Consider the following 13,620-nt stretch of genomic DNA (forward strand, 5'->3'; position numbering starts at 1 on the left):
GCCATGAATATCGCTAGTTAATAGCTATTCATGCAGAAAGATCGACTTTCTTTTTTATGGCAGGACGAAGCATTACATGAACACACAATCCTCACAGCCGCGGGCGATTTATTACGTCGTCGCGCTGCAAATCTGGGAATACTTCAGCTTTTACGGCATGCGCGCGCTGCTGATTCTTTATCTCACCAATCAGCTCAAGTATGACGATAATCACGCTTATGCGCTGTTCAGCGCCTACTGTTCTTTAGTTTACGTCACGCCGATTCTCGGCGGCTTCCTGGCCGATAAGCTGCTGGGCAACCGCATGGCGGTGATGCTCGGCGCGCTGTTGATGGCCATCGGCCATCTGGTGCTCGGCGCCAGCGAAATCGCCCCCACCTTCCTCTATCTGTCGCTGGCGATTATTGTCTGCGGCTACGGGCTGTTTAAATCCAACGTCAGCTGCCTGCTCGGCGAACTGTATGAACCCACCGACCCGCGCCGCGACGGCGGTTTTTCGCTGATGTACGCGGCGGGCAACGTCGGGTCTATCATTGCGCCAATCGCCTGCGGCTACGTGCAGGAGGAGTACAGCTGGGCGATGGGCTTTGCGCTGGCGGCGGTAGGCATGATCGCCGGGCTGGTCATTTTCCTCAGCGGCAACCGCCATTTCCGCCATACCCGGGGCGTCAATCGCGAAGCGCTGCGGGCGCGGAGCTTTGTTTTACCAAACTGGGGCTGGCTGCTGGTGCTGCTGATCGCCGCTCCGCTGCTAATCACCGTGCTGTTTTGGCAGGAGTGGTCGGTCTATGCGCTGATTGTGGCGACGGTTATCGGCCTGGCGGTACTGACGCGGATCTACCTGCGCGCGGAGACCGCCGGGCAGCGTAAAGATCTGCGGCTGATTATGGTGCTCACCTGCTTCAGCCTGCTGTTCTGGGCCTTTGCGCAGCAGGGCGGCAGTTCCATCAGCCTGTATATCGACCGTTTCGTTAACCGCCATTTTATGGGCTATGAAATACCGACCGCGATGTTCCAGTCGGTCAACGCCTTTGCGGTGATGCTCTGCGGAGTGGTGCTGGCGTGGCTGGTGAAAGAGAATATCAACGGCAACCGTACCGTGCGCATCTGGGGCAAGTTTGCGTTGGGCCTCGGCCTGATGAGCGCCGGGTTCTGCATCCTGACCCTCAGCGCCCGCTGGTCAGCCGCCTATGGCCACTCCTCGATGCCGCTAATGGTATTGGGTCTGGCGGTGATGGGCTTTGCCGAGCTGTTTATCGACCCGGTTGCGATGTCGCAAATCACCCGCATTCAGATCCCCGGCGTGACCGGCGTGCTGACCGGCATTTATATGCTGCTCTCCGGCGCAATCGCCAACTATCTGGCGGGGGTGATTGCCGACCAGACCTCGCAGGGGTCGTTCGACGCCGCCGGGGCCATCAACTACTCGATTAACGCCTACATTGAGGTGTTCAGCCAGATAACCTGGGGCGCGCTGGCCTGCGTCGGCCTGGTGCTGGCGATCTGGCTGTATCACTCCGTTAAGATCAGGGCTCGTCGCCTGGCGATGGAGTCTTAAGTTCTCTGGCGGCTTCCCAGGCCGCCAGCGTCTCCAGCCGCGCCTGCTTGTGGTCAACAATCGGGCGCGGATAATCCAGCTTTACGCCCTGCTTTTCCGCCCACAGCCACGGTTGATGCACCGCTTTCTCTGGCACTCCGGCCAGCTCCGGCAGCCAGTGACGAATAAACCGCCCCGCTTTATCGAAGCGTTCTCCCTGGGTCGTCGGGTTAAAAATACGAAAATAGGGCGCGGCATCGGTACCCGTGGAGGCCGCCCACTGCCAGCCGCCGTTATTCGCCGCCAGATCGCCATCAATAAGCTGTTCGATAAAGTAGCGCTCGCCCAGCCGCCAGTCGATTCGCAGGTCTTTCACCAGGAAGCTGGCGACAATCATCCGCAGGCGGTTATGCATCCACCCAGTGGTATTAAGCTGACGCATGGCGGCATCGACAATCGGGAAACCGGTTTGCCCGCGCTGCCAGGCCTGAAGCGCGGATTTATCATCCAGCCACGCCACGTTATCGGTCCAGCCGATAAAAGGGCGACCTTTACACAAGTTTGGGTAGTAAACCATCAGATGACGGTAAAACTCGCGCCAGATAAGCTCGTTGAGCCATACCGCCCCGGCTTCGCCATCCAGCGCCCGCGGCTGCTCAACCAGCAAACGGTGCAGGCACTGGCGCGGCGAGAGCGCGCCCACCGCCAGGCACGGCGACAGCCGGCTGGTTCCTTCGACGGCGGGAAGATCGCGCTGCTGTTCATAATCGGCGGCTTTTTGCTGGCAGAAACCGCGGAGCCGGGCGATAGCGCTTTTTTCATCCGCGGCGAACAGCTCGCTATCAAAGGGCGTCTGCGGATAGTCTATTTCCACATTAGAGGCGGCAGCGATGGGGCCACTCGCGCGGACTTTCGGCGCGGCGACGCACTCGGGCAGCGCTTCCTGTAAACGGCGAAGAAAGGCATTTTTAAACGGCGTAAACACCTTATACATTTCGCGATTGCCGGTCAGCGCGCTGCCCGGCGGCAGCAGGACGCTGTCATCAAAACCCTGACAAGTCACTCCGGCCAGGGTATTTTCCACCGCGGCATCGCGCTGGCGTTCGTTAATTTCGTACTGATAGTTGTAAAACAGATGTGTGACCTGCTGCTGCCCGCAGAAGCTGGCGAGCCGTTTTACGCTGGCGGCAAAATCTTCCGCCTGTTCAACGTGCAGCGGGATCCCCTTTTCCGCCAGCGCCGCTTGCAGGCTGTGAAGATGGCTAACGATAAATGCAGCCTGACGCGCCGCCATCCCGTGCTGGCGCCATTGCCCTGGCGTGGCGATAAATAACCCCAGCACCTCGGCATGGGGATCGCGGCAGGCGGCAGCAAGCGCCAGATTATCGTGCATGCGCAAATCCGCGCGAAACCAGACCAGATGGGTGGCCATAACATTCCTTTCATCATTAAAATGGATACATACGACGTCTAAAACAGCTATCCCCCGGGCTTAGCCTGCGGGAAGTTAATAAGTGTAAGCCACTCCAGGCAAAAAAAAACCGCCGGATAAACCGGCGGCGTGATTGATAACAAAATTCTTAGGCGCAGCGCCTGCGCTTCAGCAGGCTTAGCCGTTCGGCCATCTGCAAAGGTTAATAAAAATCTGCGGAGGCCTTTTCCGCCTGCGCCATCCATACCGGCTGTTCGCTGGTTTTTGCCCACACGCGGTGCAGCCAGCTGTAGAAACGCGCGCGGTCTTTCCAGAACAGCATTACCGGCAGCGCCAGCACGCCAGCCGTCACGGCGAAAGCGCGACGCGCAAAGATGATATGAGCAGGATAAGTTTTGTACAACGCCATAATTTCTCTCCCCTTTGTCAGGCCGGCAAGCAAGGCCGGAAAAGTTACAATGTTTCTCTGCTTAAAATAGTACCGCTTTGGCTGTAATTTTACTACTCATCCGACCACTAAAAAGCGCCTATTTAGCTTTTATTTACATTCATCCGGTAACTTAGTTACAAAAAAGTTAAATTAATACTAACCATTAGTTAAATTGTGGGCTTGGTGATTTTTATATTTTTTTTACACCCCCGTCGCTGATTTTTGCGAAATCTTTGCGCCCGACTGCCTATTCTCCTCGTAAATCGAAAATACACCCGGAGGTGGATTGTGACTGCAGGCGTAATCGCTGGCGTAGCGCTGGTGTTCCTGTTGCTGGTTTATCTGGTTTATGCCCTGATACACGCGGAGGCATTCTGATGGCCGCTCAAGGATTTTTGCTCATTGCGAGCTTTATTCTGCTACTGATGATCCTGGCGCGTCCGCTGGGCGCGGCGCTGGCGACCATGATCAATGATGCCCCGCTACCGGGCCTGGCCGGTATCGAACGCGGTTTATGGCGGGCGGCGGGCATTCGTTCGCAGGAGATGAACTGGTATCAATATTTATTCGCTATCCTGCTGTTTAACGCGCTGGGTCTGGTGGCGCTGTTCGCGCTGCTGACGTTCCAGGGCTCGCTGCCGCTTAACCCGCAGCATCAGCCCGGCCTGTCGTGGGACCTGGCGCTGAATACGGCGGTGAGCTTTGTCAGCAACACCAACTGGCAGGCCTATGCCGGTGAAACCACCATGAGTAGTCTTAGCCAGATGGCCGGGCTGGCGGTGCAAAACTTCCTCTCCGCCGCCACCGGCATCGCGGTGATCTTTGCCCTCACCCGCGCCTATGCCCGACAGAAAGTCAGCACCCTGGGCAACGCCTGGGTCGACCTGACCCGCATCACCCTCTGGCTGCTGCCGATTTCGCTGCTCATCGCGCTGTTCTTTATTCAGCAGGGCGTACCGCAGAGCTTTTCCCCCAATCAGGGATTTACCTCGCTTGAAGGGGTACGCCAGATGCTGCCGATGGGGCCGGTGGCCTCGCAGGAAGCGATAAAAATGCTGGGGACCAACGGCGGCGGCTTCTTTAACGCCAACTCGGCGCATCCGTTTGAAAACCCCACCGCGCTGACCAACCTGGTGCAGATGCTGGCTATCTTTCTCATCCCGGCGGCGCTGTGCTTCGCCTTCGGCGAGGTGGTGGGCGACCGCCGTCAGGGACGCGCGATTCTGTGGGCGATGACGCTGATCTTCATCGTCTGCGTGGCGGTAGTGATGTGGGCGGAGACCCGCGGCAACCCGCATCTGCTGAGCCTTGGCGCCGATAGTAGCCTGAATATGGAAGGCAAAGAGAGCCGGTTCGGCATTCTCGCCAGCAGCCTGTTCGCCGTGGTCACCACCGCCGCGTCATGCGGCGCGGTCAACGCCATGCATGACTCCTTTACCGCGCTGGGCGGGATGGTGCCGATGTGGCTGATGCAGATAGGCGAAGTGGTCTTCGGCGGCGTGGGCTCTGGCCTGTACGGCATGCTGCTGTTCGTCATGCTGGCGGTCTTCATCGCCGGGCTGATGATTGGCCGCACACCGGAATACCTCGGCAAAAAGATCGACGTGCGCGAAATGAAAATGATCGCGCTGGCGATCCTCGTGACCCCAACGCTGGTGCTGCTCGGTACGGCGCTGGCAATGATGACCGAGGCCGGGCGCGCGGGCATGTTCAACCCCGGACCGCACGGCTTCAGCGAAGTGCTGTACGCCGTCACCTCCGCGGCCAACAACAACGGCAGCGCCTTTGGCGGCCTGAGCGCGGCGACGCCGTTCTGGAACCTGCTGCTGGCGTTCTGCATGCTGGTTGGCCGCTTCGCGGTGATTATCCCGGTGATGGCCATTGCCGGTTCGCTGGTGACCAAGAAAATTCAGCCCGCCGGCAGCGGCACGCTCGCCACCCACGACGCGCTGTTTATCGGCCTGCTGATCGGCACCGTACTGCTGGTGGGCGCCCTGACCTTTATTCCCGCGCTGGCGCTCGGCCCGCTGGCGGAACACTTTTCCTTACTTTAAGCGATTGCGGAGCAACCTGTTATGAGTCGCAAATCATTAGCCCTGCTGGAGCCGACGCTGGTGCGCCAGGCGCTGCTGGACGCCGTGAAAAAACTGAGCCCTGCCGTACAGTGGCGTAACCCAGTGATGTTTATCGTCTGGATCGGCAGCCTGCTGACCACCCTGCTCGCTATCGCCATGGCGAGCGGGCATATCGCCGGCAGCGCCGGTTTTACCGCCGCCATTAGTCTCTGGCTGTGGTTCACCGTCCTGTTCGCCAATTTCGCCGAAGCGATGGCCGAAGGCCGCAGTAAAGCGCAGGCCAACAGCTTGAAGGGGGTCAAAAAGACCGCCTTTGCCCGTAAGCTGCGCGCGCCGCAGCACGATGCGCAAATTGACCACGTACCCGCTGAAGATCTGCGTAAAGGCGACGTGGTGCTGGTCGAAGCGGGGGATATTATTCCCTGCGACGGCGAGGTTATCGAAGGCGGCGCATCCGTGGATGAAAGCGCCATTACCGGCGAATCCGCGCCGGTTATCCGCGAATCCGGGGGCGACTTCGCCTCGGTGACCGGCGGGACGCGTATTCTCTCCGACTGGCTGGTGATCCGCTGCAGCGTCAACCCGGGCGAAACCTTCCTCGACCGGATGATCGCCATGGTTGAAGGCGCCCAGCGGCGCAAGACGCCGAACGAAATCGCCCTGACGATCCTGCTTATCGCCCTGACCCTGGTGTTCCTGCTGGCCACCGCCACCATCTGGCCCTTCTCCGCCTGGAGCGGTAACGCGGTCAGCGTGACGGTGCTGGTGGCGCTGCTGGTGTGCCTGATCCCGACCACTATCGGCGGCCTGCTGTCGGCTATCGGCGTCGCCGGGATGAGCCGCATGCTCGGCGCGAACGTGATTGCCACCAGCGGACGCGCGGTTGAAGCGGCGGGCGATGTCGACGTTCTACTGCTGGATAAAACCGGCACCATTACCCTCGGCAACCGCCAGGCTTCAGCGTTCCTGCCCGCGCAGGGCGTGGAAGAGAAAACCCTTGCCGATGCCGCCCAGCTCTCTTCGCTGGCCGACGAAACGCCGGAAGGCCGCAGCATCGTGGTGCTGGCAAAGCAGCGCTTTAATCTGCGCGAGCGCGATCTGCAATCGCTGCACGCCACCTTCGTGCCCTTTACCGCCCAGACCCGGATGAGCGGGATTAACATCGACCAGCGGATGATCCGTAAAGGTTCCGTGGATGCCATTCGCCGCCACGTTGAGGCTAACGGCGGCCACTTCCCGGCCGATGTCGATAAACAGGTTGAAGACGTGGCGCGTCTTGGCGCCACGCCGCTGGTGGTCGCCGAAGGCGAGCGGGTGCTGGGGATTATTTCGCTGAAAGATATCGTCAAAGGCGGCATCAAAGAGCGTTTTGCCCAGCTGCGTAAAATGGGGATTAAAACGGTGATGATCACCGGCGATAACCGCCTGACCGCCGCCGCTATCGCCGCGGAAGCGGGCGTGGACGACTTTCTCGCCGAAGCGACGCCGGAAGCCAAGCTGGCGTTAATCCGCCAGTATCAGTCGGAAGGACGGCTGGTGGCGATGACCGGCGACGGTACCAACGACGCCCCGGCGCTGGCGCAGGCCGACGTCGCGGTGGCGATGAACTCCGGTACCCAGGCGGCGAAAGAGGCGGGTAACATGGTGGACCTCGACTCCAACCCCACCAAACTGATCGAGGTCGTGCACATCGGTAAACAGATGCTGATGACCCGCGGTTCATTAACCACCTTCAGTATCGCCAATGACGTGGCGAAGTACTTTGCCATCATTCCGGCCGCCTTTGCCGCGGTCTATCCGCCGCTGGCGATGCTTAACGTGATGCATCTGCACTCGCCCTCTTCGGCGATCCTGAGCGCGGTGATTTTTAATGCGCTGATTATCATCTTCCTGATCCCGCTGGCGCTGAAGGGGGTGAGCTATAAGCCGCTGACGGCCTCGGCGATGCTGCGCCGCAACCTGTGGGTCTATGGCCTGGGCGGACTGCTGGTGCCGTTTATCGGTATCAAAGCGATCGACCTGTTACTGACCCTGACCGGGCTGATGTGAGGAAAAAACCATGTCATTGATTCGTCCTGCTGTTGTGCTGTTTATTCTGTTAACGCTGCTCACCGGCGGCGTCTATCCGCTGTTAACCACCGCGCTAGGACAGTGGTGGTTCCCGCAGCAGGCCAACGGCTCGCTTCTGAGGATTGACGGCGAAGTGCGCGGTTCCAGCCTTATCGGGCAGAACTTTACCGCGCCGGGCTATTTCCAGGGTCGCCCATCCGCCACGGCGGAGATGCCGGATAATCCGCTGGCATCCGGCGGCAGCAACCTCGCGGCCAGCAATCCGGCGCTGGATAAAGCCATCAGCGAACGAGTGCAGACCCTGCGCGTCGCCAACCCGGACGCCACGTCCAGGGTTCCGGTGGAGCTGGTCACCGCCTCGGCAAGCGGACTGGATTACAGCCTGACCCCGGCCGCCGCCCTGTGGCAGGCGCCGCGCGTCGCCAAAGCCCGGCAGCTGAGCGTGGAGCAGGTCACGCAGCTGGTCAACGAGGCAACGCAAAAACCGTTGCTCAGCTTTCTCGGCCAACCTGTGGTAAATATACTGCAGCTGAATATGTCGCTGGATGCCCTGAAGGATAAGTGAAATGAGTGACGAGCCGCTGCGTCCGGACCCCGATCGCCTGCTGCAACACACCGCCGCCCCGCATCGCGGTAAGTTAAAGGTTTTTTTCGGCGCCTGCGCGGGGGTGGGGAAAACCTGGGCGATGCTGGCGGAAGCGCAGCGGCTGCGCGCCCAGGGGCTGGATATTCTGATTGGCGTGGCGGAAACCCACGGGCGTAAAGAGACGGCGGCGATGCTTGAGGGGCTCTGCACCCTGCCCCAGCGCCGCCTCTCCCACCGCGGGCGCTACGTTAAAGAGTTTGACCTTGACGGCGCCCTGGCCCGCCGCCCGGCGCTGATCCTGGTCGATGAGCTGGCGCACAGCAACGCGCCCGGCTCCCGTCATCCTAAACGCTGGCAGGACGTCGAAGAGCTGTTGGAAGCCGGCATCGACGTGTTTACCACCATTAACGTCCAGCACCTCGAGAGCCTGAACGACGTCGTCAGCGGCATCACCGGCGTGCAGGTCCGTGAAACCGTCCCCGATCCGTTTTTCGACGCCGCCGACGACGTAGTGCTGGTCGACCTGCCCCCGGACGATCTCCGCCAGCGGCTCAATGAAGGGAAAGTCTATATCGGCGGCCAGGCCGAGCGGGCTATTGAGAACTTCTTTCGCAAGGGCAACCTGATCGCCCTGCGCGAGCTGGCGCTGCGCCGTACCGCCGATCGGGTCGATGAGCAAATGCGCGCCTGGCGCGATCGTCAGGGACAGGAAAAAGTCTGGCACACCCGCGACGCCATTTTGCTCTGCATCGGCCACAACACCGGCAGCGAAAAGCTGGTTCGCGCCGCCGCCCGCCTCGCGGCCAGGCTGGGGAGCGTCTGGCATGCGGTGTATGTGGAAACCCCCTCTCTGCATCGCCTGCCGGAAGCGAAACGGCGGGCGATCCTCGCCGCGCTCAGGCTGGCTCAGGAACTGGGGGCGGAAACCGCGACCCTCGCCGATCCTTCTGAAGAGCGGGCCGTTCTGCACTACGCCCGCGAGCATAACCTCGGCAAGATAGTGATTGGCCGCCAGCAAAAAAGGCGCTGGTGGGACCGCAGCGGCTTCGCCGATCGGCTGGCCCGCCACGCGCCGGACCTCGATCTGGTCGTGATCGCGCTGGATGAAAAGGCCGCCCCCCTGCCCGCTCGCGCCAGCGATGGCCGGACCGCAATGGAAAAATGGCGTTTGCAGCTCCAGGGATGCGTCGTCGCCATCGCCCTGTGCGCGGTGATAACCGTCGTCGCCATGCAGTGGCTGATGGCCTTTGAAGCCGCCAACCTGGTGATGCTGTATCTGCTGGGCGTGGTAATTATCGCCCTGTTGTATGGACGCTGGCCGTCGGTGCTGGCGACGGTGATTAACGTGGTCAGCTTTGACCTGTTTTTTGTCGCGCCGCGCGGTACGCTGGCGGTTTCCGATGTGCAGTATCTGCTGACCTTTAGCGTGATGCTCACCGTCGGGCTGCTTATCGGCAACCTCACCGCCGGCGTACGCTATCAGGCGCGGGTGGCGCGCTATCGCGAACAGCGCACCCGGCATCTGTACGAAATGTCAAAAGCGCTGGCGGTGGGCCGCAGCCGTGAGGATGTCGCCGCCACCAGCGAGCGCTTTATCGCCTCGACGTTTCAGGCGCGCAGCCAGCTGCTGCTGCCCGATGAAACGAACCGGCTCTCTCCGCTGACTCCGCAAACGGCGGCCATCACCTGGGATGACGCCATTGCCCGCTGGAGCTTCGATAAAGGGCAGCCCGCCGGGGCGGGTACCGATACGCTACCCGGCGTGCCGTACCAAATCCTGCCGCTGAAAAGCGCCGCCCGCACCTGGGGGCTGCTGGTCGTGGAACCCGCCAACCTCCGCCAGCTGATGATCCCCGAACAGCAGCGCCTGCTGGAAACCTTCACCCTGCTGGTCGCCAGCGCGCTGGAGAGACTGACGCTTACCGCCAGCGAAGAGCAGGCGCGGCTGAACAGCGAACGGGAAAGCCTGCGTAACTCGCTGCTGGCAGCGCTGTCCCACGATCTGCGGACGCCGTTAACGGTGCTGTTCGGCCAGGCTGAAATCCTGACGCTCGATCTCGCCAGCGAAGGGTCGAAACACGCGCCGCAGGCCAATGAGATTCGTCAGCACGTGTTGAACACCACCCGGCTGGTAAATAATCTCCTCGACATGGCGCGGATCCAGTCCGGCGGCTTTAATTTGCATAAAGAGTGGCTAACTCTGGAAGAGGTGGTCGGTAGCGCGCTGCGTATGCTGGAGCCGGGGCTCGGCGGCCGGCATATTCAGCTCGCGCTGCCGGACCCGCTGCTGCTGGTTCACGTCGACGGGCCGCTATTTGAACGGGTACTGATTAATCTGCTGGAAAATGCGGTGAAGTACGCGGGAACAGAGGCGCACATCGGCATTACCGCGCACGTCGACCCGCACAATTTACTGCTTGAGGTTTGGGATAACGGACCGGGTATTCCTGCCGGCCAGGAACAGGCTATCTTTGATAAATTCGCCCGCGGGAATAAAGAGTCGGCGATCCCCGGCGTCGGTCTGGGCCTGGCGATTTGCCAGGCGATCGTTGAGGTGCACGGCGGAACGATTAGCGCCGCGACGCGCCCGCAAGGCGGCGCCTGTTTCCGTGTTACACTGCCGAGAGAAGCGCCCCCTGAACTGGAAGATTTAGCCGAGGAAATGTGATTAACGTTTTGATCATCGAAGATGAGCATGCTATCCGCCGCTTTCTGCGCACCGCGCTGGAAGCCGACGGCATGCGCGTATTTGAAGCGGAAACGCTGCAGCGCGGGCTGATCGAAGCCGCGACCCGCAAGCCGGATTTAACCATTCTCGATCTTGGCCTGCCCGATGGTGACGGCAACGCGTTTATCCGCGAGGTTCGCCAGTGGAGCCAGATGCCGATTATCGTCCTCTCTGCGCGCACCGAGGAGCAGGACAAAATCGCCGCGCTTGACGCCGGCGCCGATGATTATCTCAGCAAACCCTTTGGTATCGGTGAACTGCAGGCGCGGCTGAGGGTGGCAATGCGCCGCCATGCCGGCGCCCAGGCCGATGAGCCGCTGGTGCTTTTTGCCGATGTCGAAGTCGATATCCCCGCCCGCCGCATCGTGCGCGGCGACGAAGAGATCCACCTGACGCCCATTGAATTTCGCCTGCTGGCGGTACTGCTGAATAATCCCGGCAAAGTGCTGACCCAGCGGCAGCTGCTCAACCAGGTCTGGGGGCCGAACGCGGTGGAACACAGCCACTATCTGCGGATCTATATGGGACATCTGCGACAGAAGCTGGAGGCCGACCCGGCGCGCCCGCAGCATCTGCTGACCGAAACCGGGATCGGCTATCGGTTTATGCCCTAGCAGTCAGGCCCTGCGACATCGCCAAAGGGTGACGACTTTTGCCGCCTCTGAAACCAGCAGGAACCCAATATAAAACGCGCTCCCCTTAAACTCCATCTCGCGCAGCATCCAGAACACCAGCGAAAGCGAAGGTAGCATGAAGATCAGACGCAACGGCGTCTGCGCATACGCCAGCCACAGCGCATAGCGACTGTGTCGCCAGAAGAGAATCATCGAGACGGGAATAGTGATAATCAATATGGCATTAAGCGGATATAGCCAGGCTGCCGCGGAACCGTAGCTTTGCACAAGCTGTAGATAAGCGAGGATATCGCTGTAGAAAGGCACTCGCTGATGGTAGACATTCCAGACAATAAACTGGAGGAGATAGAACAGATCCATCCCACCCCAGAACCAAAAAACGTTTTTTCGTTCCAGTTTCATCGCTATCCCTGCGAAAAAATCAGGCCCTGAAAAGGGCCTGATTATCATGATGTCAATTACGCGTTTTTCAGCACTTCGCTGACAATCTCCACCGCTTCTTTCTCAATCTGCTGACGATGTTCAGCGCCGAGAAAGCTTTCACAGTAGATTTTATAGGCGTCTTCGGTTCCTGACGGACGCGCGGCGAACCAGCCGTTGTCGGTCATTACCTTCAGGCCGCCAATCGCCGCCCCGTTACCCGGCGCCGCGGTCAGACGCGCGGTAATCGGGTCGCCCGCCAGGGTGCTGGCGCTGACCATTTCCGGAGAGAGCTTAGACAGCGCCGCTTTCTGGGCAGAAGTCGCGGAGGCCTGCAGACGGTTGTAGCTCGGCGCGCCAAAGCGCTCTGCCAGCTCGTCGTAATGCTGCTGCGGGTTTTTCCCGGTGACCGCGGTGATTTCCGCCGCCAGCAGGCACATGATGATGCCGTCTTTGTCGGTGGACCACGGGGTGCCGTCAAAGCGCAGGAACGAAGCCCCCGCGCTCTCTTCACCGCCGAAGCCGAAGCTGCCGTCAAACAGACCATCAACAAACCACTTAAAGCCGACCGGCACTTCCACCAGCTTACGGCCGAGGTCGTTAACCACACGGTCAATCATCGCCGAGGAGACCAGGGTTTTACCCACGGCGACATCTTTGCCCCACTGCGGACGATGCTGGAACAGGTAGTTAATCGCCACCGCCAGATAGTGGTTCGGGTTCATCAACCCGGCCGGCGTGACGATACCGTGACGGTCGTAATCCGGGTCATTCGCGAAGGCCAGGTCAAATTTGTCGCGCAGCGCCAGCAGGCCCGCCATCGCGCACTCGGAGGAACAGTCCATACGGATTGCGCCGTCTTTATCGAGATGCATAAAGCGGAAGGTCTGATCGACGTGGTCGTTGACGATGGTCAGATTGAGGTTGTAATGCTCAGCGATACGCTTCCAGTATTCGATACCGGAGCCGCCCAGCGGGTCGACGCCGAGGGTCAATCCGGCTTTCTGGATCGCCGCCATATCGACGATATCCGCCAGCCCTTCAATAAACGGCTGCACCAGATCCTGTTCTTTAACGTGGCCGGAGGCCAGCGCCGCGTCAAGAGAAATACGCTTGACGCCCTGCAGACCGGCAGCCAGCAGTTCATTGGCGCGATTTTCGACAACCTTGGTCACGTTGGTATCAGCCGGGCCGCCGTTTGGCGGATTGTACTTGATACCACCGTCTTCCGGCGGGTTGTGGGACGGCGTGATCACAATACCGTCAGCCAGCGGACCGCCCTTTTTGTTATGCACCAGAATCGCATTAGAAATCGCCGGCGTCGGGGTGAAACCGTTGTTTTCCTGAACGATGACGTCAACGCCGTTCGCCGCCAGCACTTCCAGTACGGAAATGAAGGCCGGTTCGGAGAGTGCATGAGTGTCCTTCCCGACGTAGCATGGGCCGGCGATCCCGTTCTTCGCGCGGTCTTCCGCAATTGCCTGAGCAATCGCCAGAATATGCTGCTCGTTGAAGTTGTGGCGCGCCGCGCTGCCGCGGTGACCGGAGGTGCCAAACTTCACCGCATGTTCCGCGTTGCCGACTTCCGGCTTCAGCACATAGTACTGGGCAGTCAGCTGGGCGACGTTAATCAAATCACTCTGTTGCGCAGGTTGACCCGCGCGCTTATCGATTGCCATTGCCTGATCCTTCTGGTGCAAAAGTTAA

Annotated in this window: 11 protein-coding genes; 7 read left to right on the forward strand and 4 right to left on the reverse strand. The window is 60.3% G+C overall.

Going from position 1 to position 13,620, the window contains the following annotated elements:
- Positions 1 to 76 precede the first annotated feature (76 nt).
- Positions 77 to 1,558 (forward strand): dipeptide permease DtpD, encoded by a 1,482-nt coding sequence (gene dtpD, locus CMQ96_RS17585; protein WP_004132624.1) that lies wholly within the window; start codon positions 77 to 79, stop codon positions 1,556 to 1,558.
- On the opposite strand, the gene phrB is transcribed toward dtpD, so the two are convergent.
- Both phrB and CMQ96_RS17595 read right to left on the reverse strand, forming a co-directional pair.
- Complete coding sequence (phrB, locus tag CMQ96_RS17590) at positions 1,527 to 2,969, reverse strand: deoxyribodipyrimidine photo-lyase (RefSeq protein ID WP_098067080.1); 1,443 nt, start codon at positions 2,967 to 2,969, stop codon at positions 1,527 to 1,529. The genes dtpD and phrB overlap by 32 nt on opposite strands.
- A 202-nt stretch (positions 2,970 to 3,171) precedes the next feature.
- Complete coding sequence (locus CMQ96_RS17595; RefSeq protein ID WP_162626030.1) at positions 3,172 to 3,381, reverse strand: YbfA family protein; 210 nt, start codon at positions 3,379 to 3,381, stop codon at positions 3,172 to 3,174.
- 306 nt (positions 3,382 to 3,687) lie between these two features.
- Between CMQ96_RS17595 and kdpF the strand changes: the two genes are divergently transcribed.
- From kdpF to kdpE, 6 genes are read left to right on the forward strand one after another with little or no spacing between them, the layout of a single operon-like run.
- Positions 3,688 to 3,777: a K(+)-transporting ATPase subunit F gene (gene kdpF / locus CMQ96_RS17600; protein WP_049250631.1), complete on the forward strand. Its 90-nt coding sequence runs from the start codon at positions 3,688 to 3,690 to the stop codon at positions 3,775 to 3,777.
- The gene (gene kdpA / locus CMQ96_RS17605) at positions 3,777 to 5,453 is read left to right on the forward strand and encodes a potassium-transporting ATPase subunit KdpA (RefSeq protein WP_098067081.1); all 1,677 of its coding nucleotides are present in this window, start codon (positions 3,777 to 3,779) and stop codon (positions 5,451 to 5,453) included. The genes kdpF and kdpA overlap by 1 nt, the downstream gene beginning before the upstream one ends.
- Before the next feature lie 21 nt (positions 5,454 to 5,474).
- Entirely contained in the window at positions 5,475 to 7,523 is a 2,049-nt protein-coding gene (gene kdpB, locus CMQ96_RS17610; RefSeq protein WP_024358790.1) for a potassium-transporting ATPase subunit KdpB, read from the forward strand.
- A gap of 10 nt (positions 7,524 to 7,533) precedes the next feature.
- Positions 7,534 to 8,109: a potassium-transporting ATPase subunit KdpC gene (kdpC, locus tag CMQ96_RS17615; RefSeq protein WP_004132632.1), complete on the forward strand. Its 576-nt coding sequence runs from the start codon at positions 7,534 to 7,536 to the stop codon at positions 8,107 to 8,109.
- A 1-nt stretch (position 8,110) separates the two neighbouring features.
- The gene (gene kdpD / locus CMQ96_RS17620) at positions 8,111 to 10,798 is read left to right on the forward strand and encodes a two-component system sensor histidine kinase KdpD (protein WP_098067082.1); all 2,688 of its coding nucleotides are present in this window, start codon (positions 8,111 to 8,113) and stop codon (positions 10,796 to 10,798) included.
- Positions 10,795 to 11,472, forward strand: coding sequence for a two-component system response regulator KdpE (gene kdpE / locus CMQ96_RS17625; protein ID WP_098067083.1), 678 nt, complete (start codon positions 10,795 to 10,797; stop codon positions 11,470 to 11,472). The genes kdpD and kdpE overlap by 4 nt, the downstream gene beginning before the upstream one ends.
- Positions 11,473 to 11,475: 3 nt before the next feature.
- Here the strand turns inward: kdpE and CMQ96_RS17630 are convergent, their stop codons facing one another.
- Both CMQ96_RS17630 and pgm read right to left on the reverse strand, forming a co-directional pair.
- A complete protein-coding gene (locus tag CMQ96_RS17630; protein ID WP_004132637.1) occupies positions 11,476 to 11,895 on the reverse strand; it encodes a hypothetical protein in 420 nt (139 codons plus the stop codon).
- A 56-nt stretch (positions 11,896 to 11,951) separates the two neighbouring features.
- Positions 11,952 to 13,592, reverse strand: a complete 1,641-nt coding sequence (gene pgm / locus CMQ96_RS17635; RefSeq protein WP_004130488.1) for a phosphoglucomutase (alpha-D-glucose-1,6-bisphosphate-dependent) — start codon at positions 13,590 to 13,592, stop codon at positions 11,952 to 11,954.
- Between the last annotated feature and the right edge of the window lie 28 nt (positions 13,593 to 13,620).

The sequence above is a fragment of the Klebsiella sp. MBT K-1 genome, assembly GCF_002556465.1.
Classification (GTDB): domain Bacteria; phylum Pseudomonadota; class Gammaproteobacteria; order Enterobacterales; family Enterobacteriaceae; genus Klebsiella; species Klebsiella grimontii.

Excerpts from the sequence above, each read along its gene's own strand:
- dtpD (WP_004132624.1), top strand. The coding sequence starts at position 77 with ATGAACACACAATCCTCACAGCCGCGGGCGATTTATTACGTCGTCGCG.
- pgm (WP_004130488.1), bottom strand. The coding sequence starts at position 13,592 with ATGGCAATCGATAAGCGCGCGGGTCAACCTGCGCAACAGAGTGATTTG.
- kdpC (WP_004132632.1), top strand. The coding sequence starts at position 7,534 with ATGTCATTGATTCGTCCTGCTGTTGTGCTGTTTATTCTGTTAACGCTG.
- phrB (WP_098067080.1), bottom strand. The coding sequence starts at position 2,969 with ATGGCCACCCATCTGGTCTGGTTTCGCGCGGATTTGCGCATGCACGAT.
- CMQ96_RS17630 (WP_004132637.1), bottom strand. The coding sequence starts at position 11,895 with ATGAAACTGGAACGAAAAAACGTTTTTTGGTTCTGGGGTGGGATGGAT.
- kdpA (WP_098067081.1), top strand. The coding sequence starts at position 3,777 with ATGGCCGCTCAAGGATTTTTGCTCATTGCGAGCTTTATTCTGCTACTG.
- kdpD (WP_098067082.1), top strand. The coding sequence starts at position 8,111 with ATGAGTGACGAGCCGCTGCGTCCGGACCCCGATCGCCTGCTGCAACAC.
- kdpB (WP_024358790.1), top strand. The coding sequence starts at position 5,475 with ATGAGTCGCAAATCATTAGCCCTGCTGGAGCCGACGCTGGTGCGCCAG.